Genomic DNA, 22,243 nt, shown 5'->3' on the forward strand with positions numbered 1-22,243 from the left:
CTCGTTCTTTCCTACACCTTAAATACAATTATTCTCTGTCTATTTTCCTCTTCACGCCCTTGCGCCTGTTACAGCTTGATACAGTCTTGTGACCATCGGGTTACAAGTGTCACAAGTTTGAGACACTGACTCCGTTAGTTGTTGAACTTCCCCATCAATCTAGTCCTACAAGCTTGCCAGGCATAAAAATGGATAGATTAATCAAAGACTTGCATCACGTCGGCAGGCTTGGCACGCAAACTGCTATGAGATGAATGGACCGGCGGCATGGACACCGGGCATTTCAACTTCAGCGTCACACACAGGGGAGTAACAGATGAAGCGCACAATTCTGGCGACCGCAATCGCACTGGCATTTGGCATGGCCCAAGCCCAAGATGGTAATACTGCCGGTGACGTCACCGGCAATAATAACCAAACCCAAACTACCGACCAGAGCAATAACTCGGATAACCGCAACTCCTCCGGCCAGAACCGCAGCCGCGGTGACGCGCTGGCCAGCGAAGCCGGCGCAGCAGCTGCCAACAACAACAGCACCTCCACCTCCAGCGTGGCAAGCTCGTTCAATAATTCGAGCGCTACCGCCACCAGCACCCTGACCGGTACTGTCACCGGCAATACCATCCGCGACATCGGCAACACTGCCGTCAACAACGGCAGTGCCAACGGTGCTGCCGGAACCGGTGCGGCTGGCGGCGCAGCCAACGGCGGCAATGCGCGCGGCGCTGCAGGTGGCGACAGCGGGAACGCCCGCGGGGCCAACGGTGCGATGGGCGGCGCGGGCGCCAGCGGCGACAGCGGCAACGCCACCAGCGGCGCAACGGATAGCGGTGCGGCCACTGGCGGCGCTGGCGGCGCAGGCGGCATGACTGGCAACGCCCGCACTGGTGCCGGCGGCGCAGGTGCAATGGGCGGTGCCGGCGGTAACGGCGCGATGGGCGGTGACGGCGGCCGCGGCGCCGCGGGCGGCATTGGCGGCGCGGGCGGCGGCGGTAATACCGGCGGCGCAGGCGCGGCAGGCGGCACCGGCGGCGACGGCGGCTATGCCGACGCGACCGGCGGCGCTGGCGGCCGTGCAGTGTCCACCGGCGGCGACGGCGGCCGTTCGACCGGCACCGGTGGCGACGGCGGGCGTGGCGCTGAAGGCGGCGCCGGCACCGGCGGCCTCGGAGGCATGGCCTCGGGCGGCGACGGCGGCCGCAGCGGTCGCCTCTCGGGCGGTAATGGCGGCAGCAATGGCGCAGTGACCGGCGGCAGCGGCGGCACGGGCGGCACTTCGTGGGCCAGCGGCGGCAATGGTTCTGAAGGCGGCCTGGGCGGCGCTGGCGGCGCCAGCGGCGATGCAAACGGCTCGGGCCAGGGCGCGGGCGGTACCGCTACCAGCGGCGGCGTCGGCACCGGCGGCAACATCGCCACCGGCGGCAGCGGCATGTCGGATGCAGGCGGCGCAGCCACCGCCAACAGCGGCGAAGCCACCTCGGGCGCTGCCAGCACCGGCACCGTGTCGAATACCGCAGGTGATTCCACCTCCGGCGCTGGCGGGGCCGGCGCCGGAGGCGGCGCAGGCGGCTCGGGCGCAGCCGGAACCTCGACCGGCGGCGCCGGTGCAGCAGGCGGCACTGGCACCGGCGGCACCGCCGGTAACGGCGCAGCCCTGAGCGGCACCGGTGGCTCAGGCGGAGTCGGTACTGGCGGTGCAGGCGCGGCCGGCACCGGCGGTGCAGGTGGCGCGGGCGGCGCAGGCGCCGAAGGCAGCTCGACCGGCGGCGCAGGCGCGGCAGGCACCTCGACTGGCGGCGCAGGCGCGGCTGGTACCGCGACCGGCGGCGCAGGCGCAGCCGGCGGTGTAGGCGGTGCAGGTGGCGCTGGCGGTTCCGGCGGGGCCGGCGCTGCGGGCGGCGCAGGCGGCGCAGGTGCAGCCGGCGGCGAAGGCGGTGCAGGTGCGGCCGGCGGCGCAGGCGGCTCGGGTGCGGCGAGCGGTGCGGCTTCGAACGCCGGCGGCGCGGGCGCGGCAGGCGGCGCAGCCACCGGCGGTGCATCGACCAGCGGTGCGGCCACCTCGGGCGCGGGTACCGGTGGAGCCGGTGGTGAGGGTGGCGCGGGTGGCACCAACACCTCGGGCGCCGGCGGCGCGGGCGGCACCAACACCGGCGGCGCAGCCACCGGCGGCGCAGGCGGTGCTGGGACCGGCGGCGATGGCGGCACCCAGACCGTGAGCACCGGCCTGTTCGACATGTCGAACACGATGACTGGCATTGCGGCAGGTGCAGCCGGTGTCTCGGTGATCAGCCAGAACAACGGCTTCTCGTCGCTGATCCAGCAAAGCGTCAACGTTCAGTCGAACATGACCGTCGGGCAGTAAGCAGCAAACTCCGCCGCGCGGCATGTGCCGCGCGGCGGTTTTCAAAGGGGAGAACATATGAAACCTGTGAACCGATACATGATGGCTGCGCTGCTCGCGCTTCCGCTGGCGGTCCAGGCCGCCGACCCGGAGAAACTCCCGGTCAAGGTCAGTTTTCTATCCGAGGTGAATGTCGCTCCTGCGGCACGCAGCAGCACGGATGCCTGGGGCGAAGTCGCAGCGGAGGATCGCCTGTCCCGCACCACCGGCAAGGACGATACGATCCATACCGAAGCCGTACTCGGCGGCACGGTAGGCAATAACACGGCAGTCAACACGGTCAGTGGCAACAACATCATCGACAGCGGCTCGTTCGCCAATTCCCAGGGTTTGCCGGTCGTGATCCAGAACAGCGGCTCGAACGTGCTGATCCAGAGCGCCACCGTGATCAACCTGCGTTTGCAATAGACATGAAAACACCATGAAAAAGTTTTTGGCACTCAGCGCCGCCCTCAGCGGCCTGTTGCTGGCAACCGAATGCCCGGCATCAGCGATCGAGCTGGCTGTCGGGCAGCGTGCTTCCGTGCCGGTTACCAGCCTCAAGGAAATCAAGTTTCGCAAGACCACCCGCCAGCAATTCGACTTCAGTTGCGGCTCGGCGGCCCTCGCCACCCTGCTGACCCACCACTACGGCACCCCGGTCACTGAAAAAGTCGTGTTCGAAACCATGTACGCCAATGGCGACCAGGCCAAGATCCGCCGCCAGGGCTTCTCCATGCTCGACATGAAGAACTTCCTCGCTCCGCGCGGCTTCGTCGGCGACGGCTTCCAGCAGCCGCTCGACAAGCTGCTGGACGCGAAACTTCCCGCCATCGTCCTCATCACCGACCGCGGCTACAACCACTTCGTCGTGATCAAGGGATCGGAAGACGGCCGCATCTTGCTCGGCGACCCCTCCAGCGGCACCCGCTCGGTCACGCGCGACCGCTTCATGGAGCTGTGGGCCAACAAGCTACTGTTCGTAGTGCACAAATTCCCAGGCAAGGTTGCCTTCAATGCCGCCGACGACTGGAGCGCAGCACCCCGCGCACCGCTCGGCAACGGTATCAACAACGAACAATACAGCCAGAGCCTGCCGAAATTCGGCCCTGGTGATTTTTGAGAGGATTGACCATGCGCTGGCTTACACATGCGTGCCGGGCCCTGGCAGCGACGCTGCTGGCAGGAGCCTGTAGCACTGCCCTTGCCCAGCAAGGTGCGCCGGGGCTCGACCTGGATGAATGGACGGCGGTCGATGCTGAAACCCTCGACGAAATGCGCGGGGGATTCGACATTCCAGGCGGACTCAACCTGCAACTCGGAATCGAGCGCGTCGTGTCGATCAATGGCGAAGTACTGTCGCGCACCAATGTCGCGATCGCGGATGTGGCGAACATGAACGCCTCGCAGATGCTGATGGCGCGCGAAGCGCTCGGCAGCGCGCAGCTGATCCAGTTGGGCGTCAACAATTTTTCTCCGGACGACCTCGGGTTGCCCAACGGCGCGACCCTCATCCAGAACAGCCTGAACAACCAGACCATCCAGACTCACACGACAATTACCTCCACCGTCAACAGCATGGCGTTGCTAAAAGATCTTAATTTTCACTCAACCATTCGGGACGGTATCGTGCGCTCGGCAGGAAGCCTGTAATATTTCAATATTACTAATTTCCTGATGGAGAAACGGATGCACTCACATGTCGGGCGCCTAGGCGCCGCCGGGCTGGCCGCCATGCTGCTCGCTCCACTATCACACGCGCAGGTCACGACCGTAGAACAGGTTCAGGACAAGGAACTCGCCACACTAAAAGCCGAGCTGGCCGCTCAGCGCGAACTTGTGAACAAGCTGATGCTCGAACTACAGGCACAGCAGGCCAAGATCGAACGTATCGAAGACCGACGCGATACCCCGCAGCCAGCGCTCGCTGATGCGGTGGCACTCCCACCACGCGCCAACGACCTGCTGCTATCTGAACAACGCGGCACCGGGGGCCAGAACAACGGTGCGCCCGCAGTCGCGGTCAACAATGCGCCGGCCAACCAGCAGGCACGCCCGCCGTCCACACCAGGGCCGATCGGCGGCCCTGCCCCGGCCCAGCCGGGCGCGCGCGGCCCTGCCCAGGCCCAGCAGACCAACGCCACCCGTAATGAACGCGACCAGCGCCCACCCGAAGTGGCGCCGCTGTTCGAAGCGCCGGGCGTACTGACGCCGCGCGGCAAGTACATCCTGGAACCGTCGATGCAGTTCGGCTATTCGTCGAGCAACCGCGTCGCGCTGGTTGGCTACACAGTCATCCCGGCGCTCCTGATCGGCCTGGTTGACGTGCGCGAGGTAAAGCGCAATACCTTTACCGGCGCCCTCACTGCCAGGACCGGCCTGAACAACCGGATGGAAGTCGAGGTCAAGCTCCCTTACGTCTACCGTTCCGACGCCACCGTCAGCCGCGAGATCTTCACCGGCACTGCCGTCGAACGCGTGTTTGAAACCAGGGGCAAGGCGATCGGCGACGTCGAGGTCGCCGGCCGCTACCAGCTCAACAACGGCGGCCCGGACAAGCCCTATTACATCGGCGGCTTGCGCTACAAGTCGACCACCGGACGCAGCCCCTTCGAGGTGGTCACCGACTGCCAGACCCGCTGTATCGGCGACAACGTGACCGGCACCGGCCTGCCGCTGTCGCTGCCGACCGGCTCGGGTTTCCACTCGCTGCAGGGCAGCCTGACCTGGCTGTTCCCGTCCGACCCGGCTGTCTTCTTCGGGAACATCAGCTACCTGCACAACTTCAAGCAAAGCGGCATCACGCGCCTGGTGCGCAATGGCGAGCGCGAGCCCCTGGGCGAACTGGCGCCGGGCGGCATCATCGGTTTCAACTTCGGCATGGGCCTGGCCCTCAATGAAAAAGCCTCGCTGAGCCTGGGCTATGACCACAGCACCGTGGCGCGCATGAAACAGAACGGCATCACGGTGCCCGGTTCGGTGCGTACCCAGCTCGGCACCCTGCTGCTCGGCTATTCATATCGTCTCAGCGACAAACGTTCGCTGAATGTCGCCGTGGGCGCCGGCGTGACGCGCGACACGCCGGACGTCTCGCTGACGGTACGGGTGCCGTTCTCGTTCTGACGAAACCCGGCCGCCTGGCGACTGGCGGCCGTGGTATTTAGTTAACGGTTCGCACGATTCGAAAATCTTGCTTCCGTTTTAACAGATTCTCTCTATAATCAAGTTTGCAATGTTGAGCGCGCCACTGGTCTGAAAGTCCGAAGGTTCGCTGGCAGGGCGAACAAAACATACAAACTTTCAGGAGAGAAATAACATGGCGACTGGTATCGTAAAGTGGTTCAATGATGCAAAAGGTTTCGGTTTCATCACCCCAGACGGCGGCGGTGAAGACCTGTTTGCGCACTTCTCGGCTATCAACGCGAACGGCTTCAAGTCGCTGGCAGAGAACCAGCGCGTGACCTTCGATGTCACCACTGGTCCAAAAGGCAAGCAAGCCTCGAACATCCAGCCGCAAGCGTAATACTGCTTTGCCCTTTACCGGGCAAGCGCGGCGAAAAGCACATCCCCGGATGTGCTTTTTGTTTTTGAAGGGTGGTTTTGTAGGGTGGGCGGCTTGTAACCCGGGCCACTGGCCCGGGTTACCCCGCGCGTTCAAATCACGGTTGATCTGCCAGCGGGGCTGATTGACCACTAACTATCACCGCGTGGGCAAGGTAATTCAGGGCAATGGCCTGAATTACGAATTGCCCACCGTACGATTTAGTGGCTATGCCCGCAACCCGACTTCGGTGCCGTACTTGCGCCGGGTAATACAGTGCCGGGTTCGCGGCCGCTGTCGCCCTGAAAACCCGCGGCGTGCAGGCGGTCAAGGTAGGCCTGCCACATCACGCCCTGCTCGCTGCCCAGCTTGTACAGGTAGTCCCAGGTGAAGATGCCGCTGGCGTGGCCGTCGTCGAATTCGGGCTTGACGGCGTAGTTCCCGACCGGCTCGAGGCCCAGGATGCCGACGTCGCGCTTGCCCAGCTGGAGCACTTCCTGGCCCGGGCCGTGGCCCTTCACTTCGGCCGAGGGCGAGTACACGCGCATCAGCTCGAACGGGATCGAGAAGGCGCTGCCGTCGTCGAAGGCGATTTCGAGGACGCGCGATTTCTGGCGTACGGTGAGGTCGGTTGGATTGGGCATGGATGCTCCTCTTATGGATTGAAACGGCGGGCGATGGCGCTGGCCAGTTCCGGCAGCAGCGCGCGGCGTGCGGCCAGGATGGATTCATCAGGCTGGCGGGCGGCCTGAGCCCACACCGGCGCCGGGAAATGGGCGTCGTCCGCATAGCGCGGTATGACATGCCAATGCAGGTGCGGCACCACGTTACCGAGGCTGGCGACATTCACCTTCAGGGGCTGCATGACTTCGCGCACCGCCAGCTCGACCTCGTAGACGGCCTCGTTCACCAAGAGGCGGTCATCCCTAGCCAGGTCGCTCATTTCGCGCACGTGCTCGCGCCAGATGACGCGGCAGAAACCGGGATAATTTGCGTCATCGACGATGATGACGCTGAACTTCGGCCCGGCCCAGGCCACGGGCAGGGCCAGCTCGCACAATTCGCAACCAGCTTGCGCGGTCATACCAGCACCCTTTCGATGCCGCCGTTATTCGCGCGCGCCACGTAGTCCGGCAGCCAGTTCTCGCCCAGCAGGTGGCGCGCCATCTCCACCACGATGTAGTCGGCGGTGGTGCCGGAATCGGCGTTGTAGCGCGACAGGCCTTGCAGGCAGGACGGGCAGCTGGTCAGGATTTTCACTTCGCCTTCGAAGCCGTCGGCGCGCAGTTTGTCGGCGCCTTTCTCCATTTCGCCCTGCTTGCGCGAGCGGACCTGGGTCGCGATGTCCGGGCGGCTCACGGCGAAGGTGCCCGATTCGCCGCAGCAGCGGTCGTTCTTCTCGATTTTCACGTCGTCGAACGTCGACACCAGCGCGTTCACGGTCTTGAGCGAATCCTGCATCTTCATCGGCGTGTGGCAGGGGTCGTGGTACATGTAGCGGGTGCCGCTGACGCCTTCGAGTTTCACGCCCTTCTCGAGCAGGTATTCGTGGATGTCCATGATGCGGCAGCCCGGGAAGATCTTGTCGAACTCGTAGGTCGCCAGCTGGTCGTAGCAGGTGCCGCAGGAGACCAGCACTGTCTTGATATCCAGGTAGTTCAGCGTGTTGGCCATGCGGTGGAACAGCACGCGGTTATCCGTCATCATCTTGTCGGCCTTGTCGTACTGGCCGGCGCCGCGCTGGGGATAGCCGCAGCACAGGTAGCCCGGCGGCAGTACGGTCTGCACCCCGGTTTCCCACAGCATCGCCTGGGTCGCCAGTCCCACCTGCGAGAACAGGCGCTCGGACCCGCAGCCCGGGAAGTAGAACACGGCTTCGGTATCGGCCGTCGTCGCCTTCGGGTTGCGGATGATCGGGATCACCTTGTCGTCTTCGATGTCGAGCAGCGCGCGCGCGGTCTTCTTCGGCAGGTTGCCCGGCATTTTCTTGTTGATGAAGTGGATCACCTGCTCGCGCACCGGCGCCTTGCCGGTGGTCGGAGGCGGCGCTTCCACTTGCGGCTTGGCGAAGCCGCGCAGCAGCTGGTTGCCCATGCGCTGGGCCTTGTAGCCCCAGTCGACCATCACCTTGCGGGTGGCGTTGATGGTGGTCGGGTCGGTCGCGTTCAGGAAGAACATGGCGGCGCGGTTGGCCGGCTTGAAGCTGCGCTTGTCCATCTTGCGCAGCAGGTTACGCATGTTCATCGAGACATCGCCGAAGTCGATGTCGACCGGGCACGGTGTCACGCATTTGTGGCACACGGTGCAGTGGTCGGCCACGTCCTCGAATTCTTCCCAGTGCTTGATCGACACGCCGCGGCGGGTCTGCTCTTCGTACAAAAAGGCTTCGATCAGGGCCGAGGTGGCGAGGATCTTGTCGCGCGGCGAATACAGCAGGTTCGCCTCCGGCACGTGGGTGGTGCAGACCGGCTTGCACTTCCCACAGCGCAGGCAGTCCTTGATGCTGTTGGCGATCTCGCCGATATCGCTCTGCTGCATGATCAGCGATTCGTGGCCCATCAGGCCGAACGAAGGCGTATAGGCGTTGCGCAGGTCGGCGTGCGCGCCTTCCAGGTTGAGCAGCTTGCCCTTGTTGAAGCGGCCTTCCGGGTCGACCCGCAGTTTGTAGTCACGGAATTCCTGGATTTCTTCGTCGTGCAGGAATTCGAGCTTGGTGATGCCGATGCCGTGTTCGCCCGAGATCACGCCGTCCAGCGAGCGCGCCAGCTTCATGATGCGCTCGACCGCCTTGTGGGCGTCCTGCAGCATGGCGTAGTCGTCCGAATTCACCGGCAAATTGGTGTGCACGTTGCCGTCGCCGGCGTGCATGTGAAGGGCCACGAACACGCGCGAACGCAGCACGCGCTTGTGGATCGCGGTGGCTTCGTCGAGGATGCACTTGTAGGCCGAACCATTGAAGACCTGGCGCAGCGGCGCGCGCAGCTCGCCCTTCCACGACACGCGGATGGTGTGGTCCTGCACCACGTCGAACAGGGTTGCATCCGGCTGGCTGCCGGTGCGCTGGTCCAGCACCGCCGACATCGCGTCCAGGCCCAGCTCGTCGAGCTTGCCGTGCACGTCGCGAAGTGGCGCATCGAGGTTGGCGAGGATGAAGCTCCAGCGCGCGCGCGCTGCTTCGACCAGCGCCACCGCCTGTTGCGGGCGGTCGCCCAGGATTTCGTCGCGGTCGACCGAGTCGCCGCCGGCATCGTCGCTCTTCTCGATCGGCAGGTGCTCGTTCGAGAGATAGGCCAGCAGCTCGCTGGCCAGCTGCAGCTTGTTCTTGATCGACAGCTCGATGTTGATGCGCTCGATGCCGTCGGTGTATTCGCCCATGCGCGGCAGCGGGATCACCACGTCTTCGTTGATCTTGAAGGCGTTGGTGTGGCGCGCGATGGCCGCGGTGCGGGCGCGGTCGAGCCAGAATTTCTTGCGCGCTTCCGGGCTCACGGCCACGAAGCCTTCGCCCACGCGGGTGTTCGCAATGCGCACCACTTCCGAGGCGGCGATCGCCACCGCGTTCTCGTCGTCGCCGACGATGTCGCCGAACAGCGCCATTTTAGGCAGCACGCCGCGCTTGGATTTGGTGGCATAGCCGACCGCGCGCAGGTAGCGCTCGTCCAGGTGTTCCAGGCCGGCCAGGCGCAAGGTAGCAAAGGCCGGGTCGCCGTTCTTCGGCAGGCTGTCGAGATAGTTGGTGATTTCGACGATCGACGGGATCGCATCGCGCGCCTGGCCGAAGAATTCCAGCGCCACGGTGCGCGTGAACTTGGGCATCTTGTGCAGGATCCAGCGCGCCGAAGTGATCAAGCCATCGGTGCCCTCTTTCTGGATGCCCGGCAGGCCGGACAGGAATTTGTCGGTGACGTCCTTGCCCAGGCCTTCCTTGCGGAAGCGCTTGCCCTCGATGACCAGCGTCTCGGTGCGGAACGGCTGGGCTTTTGCCGCGCCGCGCACCGCCGGATGGGTCCATTCGAGTTTAAACGTAGCCACCGGCGCGTCGTGGATCTTGGACAGGTTGTGGTCCATGCGCGTGACCTCCAGCCAGTCGCCGTTCGGGTCCACCATGCGCCACGAAGCCAGGTTGTCCAGCGCCGTGCCCCACAACACGGCCTTCTTGCCGCCTGCGTTCATGGCGATGTTCCCGCCGATGCAGGAGGCGTGCGCCGAGGTCGGGTCGACCGCGAACACGAAGCCGGCCTTTTCGGCGGCCTGCGAGACGCGCTGGGTGACCACGCCGGCAAAGCTGTGGATGGTTGCGTACTCGCGGTCCACGCCCGGCAGCCGGGTGATTTCCACTTCGCCCAGGCCAATCAGTTTTTCGGTGTTGATCACGGCGGACATCGGCGTGAGCGGGATTGCGCCGCCGGTGTAGCCGGTGCCGCCGCCGCGCGGGATGATGGTCAGGCCCAGCTCGATGCAGCCCTTGACCAGGCCCGCCATTTCTTCCTCCGAGTCCGGCACCAGCACCAGGAAGGGATATTCGACGCGCCAGTCGGTGGCATCGGTAACGTGCGAGATACGGTGCATGCCGTCGAAGCGGATGTTGCGCTTGTCGGTGTAGGCGCCCAGCACGCGCAGGGCGCGCTTGCGCAGGTCGTACATGTTGCGGAATTCGAGGCCGAAGGCGTCGACCGCGCCGCGTGCGGCATCGAGCAGCTGTTCGACGGCGGCGTTGCGGCTGGCGGCGGCTTCGTGTTCACCTTCGGCGGCAGCATCGACGGTGAGGCGGCGTTTGTCGACTTCGCCCAGGCGGTGGTGCAGCGCGTCGATCAGCTTCTGGCGGCGCTTCGGGTTGTCCAGCAGGTCGTCCTGCAAATACGGATTGCGGCGCACCACCCAGATGTCGCCCAGCACCTCGTACAGCATGCGCGCCGAGCGTCCGGTCTGGCGCGCCCCGCGCAGCGCATCGAGCAGCCGCCACGACGACTCACCCAGCAGGCGGATCACGATTTCGCGATCGGAAAACGAGGTGTAGTTGTACGGGATCTCGCGCAGTCGCGCGGGGGCATTATCGGCAAGCAGGGTATGGAGTTGTGCGGGGGCGTTCATGGAATCGACTCGACAGTTCGGACGGGCCCGAAGGAGGTTCATTCTAGCTTATTGCGCTGCACCACGCTGGGGAGCGGTAAGAAAATGACCACAGGCGACGCAAGGAAATGCCAATACTCAACGATAAAGGCAAATTTCCTATGCAAGAAGTGGCCGCAGTGCATCATTCGTTTGCATGGCGGCGTGGAATGGCATATTGCATAAGGCGGCCCGGCACGGTCACTGCGGCGCGTTCAGCCATGCGTCCAGCTCGGCCTCCGCCGGCGCCCGCTCGAACACCTGTTGCAGCGTCCAGCCCTTCTTGTCGAGCAGATAGGCGACCTTCAGGTGGAAGCCGCGGTAAAGGCCACTCCTGTCGCGATCGAGCTCCCTTGCACCCGCGCGTAACAGCGCGCGGTTGGCATCGAAATCGAAATCCCCGCCCTTGCCCACATAGTCGGCATAGCCTTCGAGCAGCCACTCCGGATAGCGCAACATGACCGTGCGCCCGAAGCTGCGCGACACGTCGCTGTGGGTGATTTCGTGGGCGATGAAGTAGGACAGCGGACGCTGCGCGGCGTCGGCGATCGGGCCGCGGCCCGGCGAGTGGATCCGGTTCGCAGGAATATCGGAAGCGCGGATGAAGACCTGGCGGGTAAGCCAGACGTCGGCCGCGCCGCCCAGCCGGGTGCTGAAAGCGCGGCCGTAGAGCCACAGGCGCCAGGGTTCGTTGCAGAAGAAGATCTCGACCGGCGTATTGCGGTCGTGCAGGACCGAGGTGCGCAGGCGCCTGGTCACATCGTCCAGCACCGTGGTGACCTCGGGCGGGATCGGGCGGTCCGACCATACGTGGTAATTCTGGTAGACCGCGCGGTAGGCGAACATCGGCTTGGGGAGGGCGGCAAGGACCATGTACATGATCAGCAGGCCCAGCAGGCCGGCGGCGCCGGTTTTGATTAGGGTGAGAACGCGTTTGGTCGTCGAGGTCATGGTCGCATGAGAAAACGCAGCCACCAGGATGATTCTGGTCTGCAATACGACGGACTGTATCCGCTCAATCTTATCGAAGACTTAACACAGGGCGATGTTCAGGAATGCCGGCAGCGTACCGCAACCGGCTGCTACCGGCTCGTTGCCGTGCCTGGTGCCACGACTTTCGTGCATCGTCGCATACGCTACCCGCCCTGCGCACCCGCTGCCTACCATTCCATTCACAACACCTCGTATGAATAACAAGCCGTGAACGGAGAAGGAAGAGCGATGATCGAGAATTTTGCTGGTGTGTTCGCGTTGGCCATCATTGAATTGTGGGCAGCGATCCCGCTGGGTTTCCACCTGAAGCTGCACCCTGCCCTGCTGATCGTGGCCGCCTCCAGCGGCGCCTTCACCGGCGCGGTGGCCGCCATGTTCCTCGGGAATGGCGTGCGGCGCCTGATGTTCTGGCGCAAAGGCGAGACGACGGCGGGTGGCCGCATGTCGACGTGGCTGGCCGCAAAGGGGCCATGGGCCATCGGCCTGCTTGGTCCCTTGCTGATCGGTCCCGTATTCTCCGCAGGCCTGGCCGGTGCGATCGGCCTGCCACGGGCGTTCTCGCTGGCGCTGCTGGGGGCCGGCATTCTCGTGTGGACGGTCGTGTTCAGCGTGCTGGGCAGCTTAGGGGTGGCGGCGCTGGGATCAGCGTGACGGCGGCGCTTCGCGGACCAGGCGCTCCAGCCGTTCGGTCGGCGCCGGCCGCATGCCGGTCGCCGCCGAGCGCAGGCAATCGACGACCTCTGCGCGCACCGGTTGGCGCGCCGCCACGTTGCAGGTCAGTGCCAGTTCGACGAGGAAATCGCGGTCCGGTTGCGGCATCGTGGCGATGCCGGGCCAGACGGTGCCGAGCTGCCGCAGCGTGGAGTCCGAATGCGAGCCCAGCATGTACTTGGCGCCGACGACGCCGAAGACCGCCAGCACGACGAGGATGAGCAGCAGCGACAGGAGGCTTGGTGGCTTGGCCATGCTTACCCGATCCAGCGCCCCAGCGTCTCTCCCAGGCTTTTCCAGAACCCGTCCGGGATATACAGCAGGGCCGCCGTCATCGTCACATAGCGCCCGAACTTCCCGATCGCCATGTACATCACGCTCGGCCAGAACGGCAGGTGCAGCCAGCCGGCCAGGGTGCACAGCGGGTCGCCGACGCCGGGCACCCAGGACAGCAGCATGGTTTTGGCGCCGTATTTCTTGAGCCAGCCGAACCAGCGGCTCTGGCGGTCCTTGGCGAAGGCGACCTTGGCGCGGTAGCCGACGAAATAGTCGACCGCCCCGCCCAGCGTGTTGCCGACGGTGGCGACGAAGATCGCCGGCCAGAACATCGCAGGGTTCGCCTTGACCACCGCGAACACCGCCGGCTCGGACCCGAGCGGCAGCAGGGTGGCGGAGACAAACGCAATAATGAAGACGGAGCTCAGCCCGACGGCCGGCGCGGCCAGGACTTTCAGCAGCCAGAGGACGGCGGATTCGATCATCGAATGGAGGGGGTTGGGCGAGGACGCCTGAACGAGTAAGTCATGTGTCCATTATAATGAGGATCACTTATCGTAACGACACGATAGGCCGGGCCTGCCATCCAGGCCGGTATATCGTAGCTGCGCGCCTCGGTCACCCCTGCTGGCAGAACAGTGTGCGTCGTCCGGACCGCCAGCCATCCCCCCTGGCAGCAATAACCGATTGCCGACCATGACTACCGACTACCTCAAGAAAATCCTGACCGCGCGCGTCTACGACGTTGCCCAAGAGACCCCGCTCGAATACGCGCCCGTGCTGTCGCAGCGCATGAACAACCGCATCTACTTCAAGCGCGAAGACATGCAGAGCGTGTTCAGCTTCAAGCTGCGCGGGGCCTACAACAAGATGGCCAACCTGACGCTAGAACAGTTGAAACGCGGCGTGATCTGCGCCTCGGCTGGCAACCATGCGCAAGGCGTGGCGCTGTCGGCCGCGCGCCTGGGCTGCCGCGCCCTGATCGTGATGCCGACCACCACCCCGCAGGTGAAGATCGACGCGGTGAAGGCGCGCGGCGCGGCGAATGTCGAAGTGGTGCTGCATGGCGACTCGTACACCGACGCCTATAACCACGCGCTGCTGCTGGAAAAAGAGCAGCGCCTGACCTTCGTGCATCCGTTCGACGACCCCGACGTGATCGCCGGCCAGGGCACCATCGGCATGGAGATCCTACGCCAGCACTCCGGCCCGATCCACGCGATTTTTGTCGCCATCGGCGGCGGCGGGCTGATTTCCGGCGTCGGCGCCTATGTGAAAGCGGTGCGCCCGGACATCCGGATCATCGGCGTGCAGACCAGCGATTCGGACGCAATGGCCCGCAGCCTGAAGGCCGGCCGGCGCGTCACGCTGACGGACGTGGGCCTGTTCTCGGACGGCACCGCGGTGCGCCTGGTGGGCGAAGAGACCTTCCGCGTGGCGCAACAGGTGGTGGACGAGATCATCATCGTCGACACCGACGCGATCTGCGCCGCGATCCAGGACGTGTTTCAGGACACGCGCAGCATTCTCGAGCCGGCCGGCGCGCTGGCCGTGGCCGGCGCCAAGGCCTACGTGGAACGCTCGCAGATGGCGCGCAATCCGGTGAAGGCAGAAACGCTGGTGGCGATTGCCTGCGGCGCCAACATGAACTTCGACCGCCTGCGTTTCGTGGCCGAACGCGCGGAACTGGGCGAATCGCGCGAGGCGGTGTTCGCGGTGACGATTCCAGAGCAGCGCGGGAGCTTCCGGCGCTTCTGCGCGCTGGTCGGGCCGCGCAACGTTACCGAATTCAATTACCGCATCAGCGATGCGCGCGAAGCGCATATTTTCGTCGGCGTGCAGGTGGGTAGCCGCAGCGAATCCGGGCTGCTGGCACGTACCTTCGAGGAACACGACTTCCGCACGCTCGACCTGACCGGCGACGAACTGGCCAAGCTGCATATCCGCCACCTGGTGGGCGGAAAAAGCGCGCTGGCACAGGACGAATTGCTGTATCGTTTCGAATTCCCCGAACGGCCAGGCGCGCTCATGCGCTTCCTCGACAGCATGGCGCCGAACTGGAATATCTCGCTGTTCCACTACCGGAACCAAGGGGGCGACGTGGGTCGCATCCTGGTCGGGCTGCAGGTGCCGGCGGCGGAGATGGATGAGTTCCGGCAGTTCCTGGCGACGCTGGGGTACCGGTATTGGGACGAGAGTGCCAATCCGGTGTATAAGCTGTTTTTGGGCGTGTAGGGTCAATTCGTGCCAGATTGGACGACGCGCCAAGCTTACCGTCGACAGTAACCCGCGGCCTAGAGACCGTCATACGCGCCACTGGCGCCTACGACTTCCCGCGAAGGCGGGAACCTAATTTCGCACCGCAGTGTTATCCACACTGTGGCGTGCAATCTTTCGTTGAACGCGTGGGCAGAATCTGCCCACCCTACGAGGTGCCACAAGCATCCAGTTTTCCTATGAATACTCCTGACCAGTCCCCCCTCGGCAAATCCTCCGCCTACCAGAGCCAGTACGCACCCGACCTCCTGTTCCCGATCCCGCGTGCGCAGAAGCGCGAAGAGCTGGGACTGGGCGCCGGCACCCTGCCCTTCTTCGGCGTCGATATCTGGAATGCCTACGAACTGTCGTGGCTGAACATGCGCGGCAAGCCGCAGGTGGCGATCGCCACCATCACGGCGCCGAGCGACTCGCCGAATATCGTCGAATCGAAATCCTTCAAGCTGTATTTGAATTCGTTCAACCAGACCCGCCTGGCCGGTACCGACGCGCTGGCCGAGCTGCTGCGCCAGGACTTGTCCGCCGCCTTCGGCTCGCCGGTGCACGTGACCATCACGACGCCGGACGCCTTCGGCACGCTCAAGATGGGCGAGCTGGAAGGCACCCTGCTCGACCGCCTCGACCTGGAAATCGACCAGTACGTGCCGGCGCCGGAACTGCTGAGTGCGAACCACTCCGACGGTCTGGTCGAGGAAACCCTGGTGTCGCACCTGCTGAAATCGAATTGCCTGGTCACCGGACAGCCGGATTGGGGCACGGTGCAGATCCGCTATGTCGGCCCGCAGATCGACCAGGAAGGCCTGTTGCGCTACCTGATCGGCTTCCGCGAGCACAACGAATTCCACGAGCAATGTGTGGAGCGCATCTTCATGGATGTGCTGCGCCAATGCAAGCCGACCAAGCTGGCGGTGTACGCCCGCTATACCCGCCGTGGCGGCCTCGATATCAATCCATGGCGCGCCAATTTCAGCACCGGCATGCCGGGCAACCTGCGCACGGCGCGCCAGTAAGCGAAAACTGCACGGCCGGCCTGTCGGCTGTGCGTTTTCGGCCACAACCAAAATGCCGTTTTGATGTCAAAACAGCATAGCGAACATTCTGCTTAAAAATCGGGCGCTGCACGATCAAAAGTCGGCGCACGACCGTCGCCGCATACGATTACAGGCTTTTCGTGGCGATTTTTCTAAAGAAATTGCGTTTAACCGATTCGGGTATTTCGTAACAAAACCATACGCTTGTACACGCTTGTCCCGATATGGCTCACTGTATGCCTGTACAGACGCGAAATCGAATGTCATGGCCGGGAAACAGGCCTATAATTCCGCCTCGCAAGCACCTACCTGTGCATCCGCACACTAGTTATGACGAACCTTAGCAAAATCCTCTCGCTCGACAATGTGCAGCTGGACCTGGAAGTGTCCAGCAAGAAGCGCGCCTTCGAGCAGGCCGGCCTGATTTTCGAGAACAACTGCGGCATCGCGCGTTCGACCGTGTCGGAGAACCTGTTCGCCCGCGAGCGCCTCGGCTCCACTGGCCTCGGCCATGGCGTGGCCGTGCCGCATGGCCGCATCAAGGGCTCCAAGAGCCTGAAGTCTCCCCTCGCCGCCTTCGTGCGCCTGGTGGAACCGATCCCCTTCGAATCCCCGGATGGCCAACCGGTCAGCCTGCTGTTCTTCCTCCTGATCCCGGATCACGTCACCCAGCAGCACCTCGAGATCCTGTCGGAAATCGCCGAGCTGTTCTCGGACGAAGCCGTGCGCACCGCGCTGGCCACCGACCCGGACCCGAAATCGGTTTACGAGCGCATCATCAATTGGCAACCGAGCTTGCAGGCAATGGGCTAAGAGCCAGGGTAAAGCTTCTCCGTCAAGCTATCCTAGTTACGCTACACTAGCTTCGCGGCAATTTCGCCGCGCTCCATGCCCATGCCCATGCTGCAGACCCCGCTGACCATCCAACGGCTGTACGACGACAACCGCGACAGCCTCCAGCTCGGCTGGTTTGCGGGCTTTCCCGGCGGCGAGCGGCAGATTGCGGGCGACGCCGCCTCGGCCGCCGACCAGGTCGGCCACCTGAACCTGATCCACCCGGGCCGCATCCAGGTGTTCGGGCACCAGGAACTCAATTATTACCACCGCCTCAAATCCAGCTCGCGCACCCACGTGATCGGCGAGCTGATCGGCGGCGGCCCGCCGGCGCTGATCATCGCGCAAGGCCTGGAAACCCCGCCCGACATCCTCGCCATCTGCGACGAGCAGAACATCCCGCTGTTCTCGACCCCACTGCCGGCGGCGCAGGTGATCGACTTCCTGCGCGTGTATCTCTCCAAGAAACTGGCCCAGCGCGTCATCATGCATGGCGTCTTCATGGACGTGCTCGGCGTGGGCGTGTTGATTACCGGCGACTCCGGCCTCGGCAAGAGCGAGCTGGGCCTGGAACTGATTTCGCGCTCGCACGGCCTGGTGGCCGACGATGCCGTGGAGTTCTCGCGCATCGCCCCGAACATGATCGAGGGCCGCTGCCCGCCGCTGCTGCAGAACCTGCTGGAAGTGCGCGGCCTGGGCCTGCTGGACATCAAGGCGATCTTCGGGGAGACCGCCGTGCGCCGCAAGATGCGCCTGAAACTGATCGTCCACCTGGTCAAGCGCGGCGCCCTCGACGAAGAAGTCGAACGCCTGCCCTTCCAGCACCCGACCGAGGACGTGCTGGGCCTGCCGGTGCGCAAGGTCGTGATTCCCGTCGCAGCCGGCCGCAACATCGCGGTGCTGCTCGAGGCCGCCGTTCGCAACACGATTTTGCAATTGCGCGGGATCGATACGCTGCAGGAATTCATGGAACGTCAAAGACAGGCGATGACCGGCGACTGACCCAGTCAGCATAGCCAGGACGACAAGCATAGGGCGCTTGCGGTATCATCGACCCTATGCACATCGTCCTCATTACCGGTATTTCGGGCTCAGGCAAATCGGTTGCCCTGAATGTCCTCGAAGACGCAGGCTACTACTGCGTCGACAACCTCCCGCCTGCGCTGCTGCCGGCCCTGGTCTACGCCGTCGGCGAAAAAGGCGCGGACAAGATCGCCGTCGCGGTCGATGCCCGCAGCGCCGAATCGCTGGTGGAATTGCCGGTGAGCGTACGCCACCTGAAAGAAGAAGGCCACAACCTCAAGGTGATGTTCCTCACCTCGAGCACGCATTCGCTGGTGGCCCGCTTTTCCGAAACCCGCCGCAGCCACCCGCTGTCGCACCAGGTCCGCCCCGGCGAAAACCCGGCCTCGCGCCGCACCCTGATCGAATGCATCGCCGAAGAACGCGAGCGCCTGTCGGCGATCGAAAACCTCGGCCACGTGATCGACACCTCGGAACTGTCCGCCAACAAGCTGCGCCAGTGGATCAAGGAGCTGGCCGACATCGAGCATGCGCCGCTGACCCTGTTCTTCGAGTCCTTCGCGTTCAAGGTGGGCGTGCCGCTGGACGCCGACTTCGTGTTCGACGTGCGCGCGATCCCGAACCCCTATTACGACCTGGCGCTGCGCCCGCTCACCGGCCGCGACGCCCCGGTCATCGCCTTCCTCGACGCACAGCCGAGCGCCACCGAGATGCTGGAAGATATCAAGAATTTCGTCGCCAAGTGGCTGCCTTCGTTCAAGACGGATAACCGCAGCTACTTGACGGTGGCGGTGGGCTGCACCGGCGGGCAGCACCGGTCGGTCTACATGGCGGAGCGGCTCGGGGCCTATTTCAACGGAACCGAACGCGTGATTGTCCGGCATCGCGAGCAGCCGAAGCACGTGGCCGTCTAATTTTAGGGTGGGCGGGGTAATTCCGGGCATTGCCCGAAATTACCCCGCCCACCCTACGACAAATGCCGGAGGGGATGGGCATAGTCAGGCCATACCGGCTCGAAGAACCTGGCCACCATCTCCGGCGTTACCTCCTCCAGCGTGGCCGGATTCCACTTCGGTGCATTGTCCTTGTCGATCACCAGCGCGCGCACGCCTTCCAGCACTTCGCCGTGCTCGAAATTGTGGCGCACCAGCGAGCGTTCCATGCGCAGGCAATCGGCGACGTCGAGCGAGGCGCCGCGCTGCAGGAGTTCGCGCGTAACGCACATCATCAGCGGCGAGCGCTGGCGCATGGCCTTCAGCGCCTTTTGCGCGAACGGGTTCTCGTCGCGTGCCAGCGATTCCATGATGGCCGCCACCGAGGCAGCACTGAAGTGGGCATCGATCACCGCGCGCTGCGCCTGCAGCTCGCTGGCGCCGGCAGCACTGGCAAACGACGCGGCAAACGCACGGATCGCTGCAGGCAAGCCAGCACCCGGCGTGGACTCCACCAGCGCCATCAACTCGCCCATCTTCTCGCCCGGCACGAACAGGTCGGCCAGGCCCACGTAAATCGCGTCGGCCGCGCCGATCGTGAGGCCGGTCAAGCCCAGGTATTGGCCCAGCTGGCCCGGCGCATGCGACAGGAAATGGCTGCCGCCAACGTCCGGGAACAGGCCGATGTTCACTTCGGGCATGGCGACCTTGCTGCGCTCGGTGACGATGCGCAGGCCGCAATCGGGACCGCCCTGGGCGATGCCCATGCCGCCGCCCATCACCACGCCATCCATCAGCGCGATATACGGCTTCGGGTAGAAGTGGATCAAATGGTTCAGCGCATACTCTTCGGTGAAGAAATCTTCCAGCAGTGCGCTGCCACCCATCGGCCCGAGATGGCCCTTCTCATGGAAGAACCGGATATCGCCGCCCGCGCACAAGGCCTTCTCGCTGGAGCTGGTGATCACGACCGCCTCGACACCGGCATCGTGTTGCCAGTCGCGCAGGATCGCGGTGAGTGCACGCACCATGTCGAGCGACAGCGAATTCAGGGCTTTCGGGCGGTCGAGCGTGATGACGCCGGTGCGGTTGGCGACGCGGGTCAGGACGGTGTCGGTCATGGAGATGTTCTGTGATCGAAAAAACATGCATTTTACAGAACAGTCGGGTGCACGCGAAGCACAAAAGACGCAAAAAGGGCGTCCCCTCAGACGCCCTTGCTGTCATTGCTGTCGCCCGTAATTACGCGGCGGCGGCTTCGCCGATATCCGGCAGGCGCTTGTGCGCCACGTGGTTATGATTTTGCAGCATGGATTTGTGCTTCAGAACTTGGCGGTCCAGCCTGTCCATCAGCATGTCGATCGCCGCATACAGGTCTTGCGCGGCACTGGCCACATGCAAAGTCTTGCCCGACACCTGAAGGTTGATCTCGGCTTTTTGCCGTTTTTCTTTTTCGGTGAGGTTGTCGATGGCGAGGAAAACGTGGGAGTCGATTACGTGATCGAAATGGCGGGTAATGCGCTCGAGCTTATTCTGAACGTATTCACGAATTGCGGGAGTCACTTCAAGATGATGACCACTGATTGTGAGGTTCATACACACTCCTTTGAAATGTTGCCCTGCCGGCACCACAAGGTAGGTGGGACAGTGCTTTACAGAGACTTGCGGAGGCTGACGGGAGGGATCTTGAGCGCTTCACGGTATTTGGCTACCGTCCGGCGCGCAATGACCATACCTTGTTCCCCGAGCATTTCCGCGATCTTGCTGTCGGATAGAGGGTTCTTAGGGTCTTCTGCTCCTGTCAATTGCGCAATAAGCGCGCGGATCGCCGTGGAAGATGCTTCTCCCCCCGCTTCGGTGGCGACGTGGCTTCCGAAGAAGTATTTCAGTTCAAACATGCCGTGGGGGGTCAACATGTATTTCTGCGTGGTTACACGAGAAATAGTGCTCTCGTGTAGGCCTAGTGTATCAGCAATCTCGCGCAGCACAAGCGGGCGCATGGCAACCGCGCCATGGCTGAAAAAGTTGCGCTGACGCTCTACAATCGCCTCCGCCACACGCAAGATGGTATCGAAACGCTGGCGCATATTCTTGATCAGCCACTTGGCTTCCTGCAGCTGCGCGCCCATCTGGCTTTCGCTTTTTCCCTGCTTGAGCAGGTTCGCATACAGGCTGTTCACGCGCAGGCGCGGCATCACATCCGGGTTCAGCATCACCGACCAGCCGCTCTTGGCGCGGCGCACGATCACGTCCGGCACCACGTAATCCGACGCGTTCGCGGTAAAGGCCGCGCCCGGATGCGGATTGCATAGCCGGACCACGGCCTGCACTTCGCGCAGGTCTTCGTCGTCGCAGTCCAGCGCCTTCTTGAGCTTGGTGTATTCGCGCTGGGCGAACCAGGTCAGGTAGCCTTCGACGATTTTCAGCGCCAGGCGCCGCGTCACCATCGGCACGCCCGGCATACGGCGGATCTGCAGCGCCAGGCATTCGGCCGCGCTGCGGGCGCCGCAGCCGACCGGGTCCAGGCTCTGCACCAGCGCCAGCGCGCAGCGCAGCTCGTCCATTTCGATTTCGAGCTCGCCCGGCAGGCGCGTATGGATGTCGTCCAGCGGCTCTTCCAGGTAGCCATTGTCGTCGAGCGCATCGATGACCAGTTCGGCCAGTGCGCGGTCGCGCGCATTGCAGCCGGTGGTGCGGACCTGTTCGCTCAGGTGCTCGCGCAGCGAGACGCTGCACGCCTCCAGCTGCGGGCGGCCGTCTTCGTCGTCGCCGCTGCGGGCGCCGCCGCCCTCGCCGCCCCAGTCGCCGTCAGGCTCGCCGCGGTCGCGGTCGCCGTCCTCGAAACCGTCGGCCTCGGGCTTGGCGGCGTCGGCCGGCTCGCCCCCTTCCTGGCCCGGCTGCGCGGCCGGGGCTTCGCCGCTGGCCTGCGCGCTGTTGATGGCGCCGTCGGCCAGCAGCCGCACCGAGTGGTCGAGCGGGTCGTCGAGCCGTTCGAGCAGCGGGTTATCGGTCAGTATCTGCTCGAGCTCCTGGTGCAGTTCGAGCGTGGACAACTGCAGCAGCCGGATCGACTGCTGCAGCTGCGGCGTGAGCGCCAGGTGCTGCGAAGTGCGGAGTTGCAGGGACTGTTTCATGG

General features: G+C 64.1%; 21 protein-coding genes. 12 read left to right on the plus strand and 9 right to left on the minus strand.

Annotated elements, in window-relative coordinates; all coding sequences use genetic code 11:
- Positions 1-316: 316 nt before the first annotated feature.
- The 6 genes from HGB41_RS23850 (at position 317) to HGB41_RS12975 (ending at position 5,903) form a co-directional block, all read left to right on the plus strand.
- Positions 317-2,362 carry a hypothetical protein gene (locus tag HGB41_RS23850; RefSeq protein WP_171085020.1) on the plus strand — a complete coding sequence of 682 codons (2,046 nt, stop codon included), beginning with the start codon at positions 317-319 and terminating at the stop codon, positions 2,360-2,362.
- Positions 2,363-2,419: 57 nt separating this feature from the next.
- The gene (locus HGB41_RS12955; RefSeq protein ID WP_171085022.1) at positions 2,420-2,809 is read left to right on the plus strand and encodes a hypothetical protein; all 390 of its coding nucleotides are present in this window, start codon (positions 2,420-2,422) and stop codon (positions 2,807-2,809) included.
- Positions 2,810-2,822: 13 nt separating this feature from the next.
- On the plus strand, positions 2,823-3,503 hold the full coding sequence (locus HGB41_RS12960; RefSeq protein ID WP_171085025.1) for a C39 family peptidase: 681 nt from the start codon (positions 2,823-2,825) through the stop codon (positions 3,501-3,503).
- 11 nt (positions 3,504-3,514) lie between these two features.
- Positions 3,515-4,033: a hypothetical protein gene (locus tag HGB41_RS12965; protein WP_171085026.1), complete on the plus strand. Its 519-nt coding sequence runs from the start codon at positions 3,515-3,517 to the stop codon at positions 4,031-4,033.
- Positions 4,034-4,069: 36 nt separating this feature from the next.
- The gene (locus HGB41_RS12970; RefSeq protein WP_171085028.1) at positions 4,070-5,503 is read left to right on the plus strand and encodes a hypothetical protein; all 1,434 of its coding nucleotides are present in this window, start codon (positions 4,070-4,072) and stop codon (positions 5,501-5,503) included.
- Between the two features lie 193 nt (positions 5,504-5,696).
- Complete coding sequence (locus HGB41_RS12975) at positions 5,697-5,903, plus strand: cold-shock protein (protein ID WP_091875023.1); 207 nt, start codon at positions 5,697-5,699, stop codon at positions 5,901-5,903.
- A gap of 239 nt (positions 5,904-6,142) precedes the next feature.
- On the opposite strand, the gene HGB41_RS12980 is transcribed toward HGB41_RS12975, so the two are convergent.
- The 4 genes from HGB41_RS12980 to HGB41_RS12995 form a co-directional block, all read right to left on the minus strand.
- Positions 6,143-6,565 carry a gamma-butyrobetaine hydroxylase family protein gene (locus HGB41_RS12980; RefSeq protein ID WP_171085030.1) on the minus strand — a complete coding sequence of 141 codons (423 nt, stop codon included), beginning with the start codon at positions 6,563-6,565 and terminating at the stop codon, positions 6,143-6,145.
- An 11-nt stretch (positions 6,566-6,576) separates the two neighbouring features.
- Positions 6,577-7,005, minus strand: coding sequence for an HIT family protein (locus HGB41_RS12985; RefSeq protein WP_171085032.1), 429 nt, complete (start codon positions 7,003-7,005; stop codon positions 6,577-6,579).
- On the minus strand, positions 7,002-11,012 hold the full coding sequence (locus HGB41_RS12990; RefSeq protein ID WP_171085033.1) for a DUF3683 domain-containing protein: 4,011 nt from the start codon (positions 11,010-11,012) through the stop codon (positions 7,002-7,004). The genes HGB41_RS12985 and HGB41_RS12990 overlap by 4 nt, the downstream gene beginning before the upstream one ends.
- A 219-nt stretch (positions 11,013-11,231) precedes the next feature.
- Positions 11,232-11,981, minus strand: coding sequence for a hypothetical protein (locus HGB41_RS12995; protein ID WP_171085036.1), 750 nt, complete (start codon positions 11,979-11,981; stop codon positions 11,232-11,234).
- 270 nt (positions 11,982-12,251) lie between these two features.
- On the opposite strand from HGB41_RS12995, the gene HGB41_RS13000 reads away from it, so the two are divergent.
- Positions 12,252-12,674: a hypothetical protein gene (locus HGB41_RS13000; protein ID WP_171085038.1), complete on the plus strand. Its 423-nt coding sequence runs from the start codon at positions 12,252-12,254 to the stop codon at positions 12,672-12,674.
- Here HGB41_RS13000 and HGB41_RS13005 read toward each other — a convergent pair.
- Complete coding sequence (locus HGB41_RS13005; protein ID WP_171085040.1) at positions 12,666-12,989, minus strand: hypothetical protein; 324 nt, start codon at positions 12,987-12,989, stop codon at positions 12,666-12,668. The genes HGB41_RS13000 and HGB41_RS13005 overlap by 9 nt on opposite strands.
- Before the next feature lie 2 nt (positions 12,990-12,991).
- The gene (locus tag HGB41_RS13010) at positions 12,992-13,495 is read right to left on the minus strand and encodes a YqaA family protein (RefSeq protein ID WP_171085042.1); all 504 of its coding nucleotides are present in this window, start codon (positions 13,493-13,495) and stop codon (positions 12,992-12,994) included.
- Between the two features lie 211 nt (positions 13,496-13,706).
- Here HGB41_RS13010 and ilvA point away from each other — a divergent pair, with 211 nt between their 5' ends.
- The 5 genes from ilvA to rapZ all read left to right on the plus strand — a co-directional run bounded on the left by ilvA (position 13,707) and on the right by rapZ (position 19,089).
- On the plus strand, positions 13,707-15,245 hold the full coding sequence (ilvA, locus tag HGB41_RS13015; protein WP_171085043.1) for a threonine ammonia-lyase, biosynthetic: 1,539 nt from the start codon (positions 13,707-13,709) through the stop codon (positions 15,243-15,245).
- A 221-nt stretch (positions 15,246-15,466) separates the two neighbouring features.
- On the plus strand, positions 15,467-16,297 hold the full coding sequence (gene queF / locus HGB41_RS13020; RefSeq protein WP_171085044.1) for an NADPH-dependent 7-cyano-7-deazaguanine reductase QueF: 831 nt from the start codon (positions 15,467-15,469) through the stop codon (positions 16,295-16,297).
- A 351-nt stretch (positions 16,298-16,648) separates the two neighbouring features.
- Positions 16,649-17,131 (plus strand): PTS sugar transporter subunit IIA, encoded by a 483-nt coding sequence (locus HGB41_RS13025; protein WP_171085046.1) that lies wholly within the window; start codon positions 16,649-16,651, stop codon positions 17,129-17,131.
- Between the two features lie 87 nt (positions 17,132-17,218).
- Entirely contained in the window at positions 17,219-18,154 is a 936-nt protein-coding gene (gene hprK / locus HGB41_RS13030) for an HPr(Ser) kinase/phosphatase (RefSeq protein ID WP_171085666.1), read from the plus strand.
- A gap of 56 nt (positions 18,155-18,210) precedes the next feature.
- Positions 18,211-19,089, plus strand: a complete 879-nt coding sequence (gene rapZ, locus HGB41_RS13035; protein ID WP_171085048.1) for an RNase adapter RapZ — start codon at positions 18,211-18,213, stop codon at positions 19,087-19,089.
- Between the two features lie 53 nt (positions 19,090-19,142).
- Here rapZ and HGB41_RS13040 read toward each other — a convergent pair whose 3' ends face one another.
- From HGB41_RS13040 to HGB41_RS13050, 3 genes are all read right to left on the minus strand, one after another.
- Positions 19,143-20,228 (minus strand): enoyl-CoA hydratase/isomerase family protein, encoded by a 1,086-nt coding sequence (locus tag HGB41_RS13040; protein ID WP_171085050.1) that lies wholly within the window; start codon positions 20,226-20,228, stop codon positions 19,143-19,145.
- A gap of 121 nt (positions 20,229-20,349) precedes the next feature.
- Positions 20,350-20,703: a ribosome hibernation-promoting factor, HPF/YfiA family gene (gene hpf, locus HGB41_RS13045; RefSeq protein WP_171085053.1), complete on the minus strand. Its 354-nt coding sequence runs from the start codon at positions 20,701-20,703 to the stop codon at positions 20,350-20,352.
- 56 nt (positions 20,704-20,759) lie between these two features.
- A complete protein-coding gene (locus tag HGB41_RS13050) occupies positions 20,760-22,241 on the minus strand; it encodes an RNA polymerase factor sigma-54 (protein WP_171085055.1) in 1,482 nt (493 codons plus the stop codon).
- Positions 22,242-22,243: the final 2 nt, after the last annotated feature.

It is taken from the genome of Telluria aromaticivorans, from assembly GCF_013003915.1.
GTDB classification, from domain to species: Bacteria; Pseudomonadota; Gammaproteobacteria; order Burkholderiales; family Burkholderiaceae_D; genus Telluria; species Telluria aromaticivorans.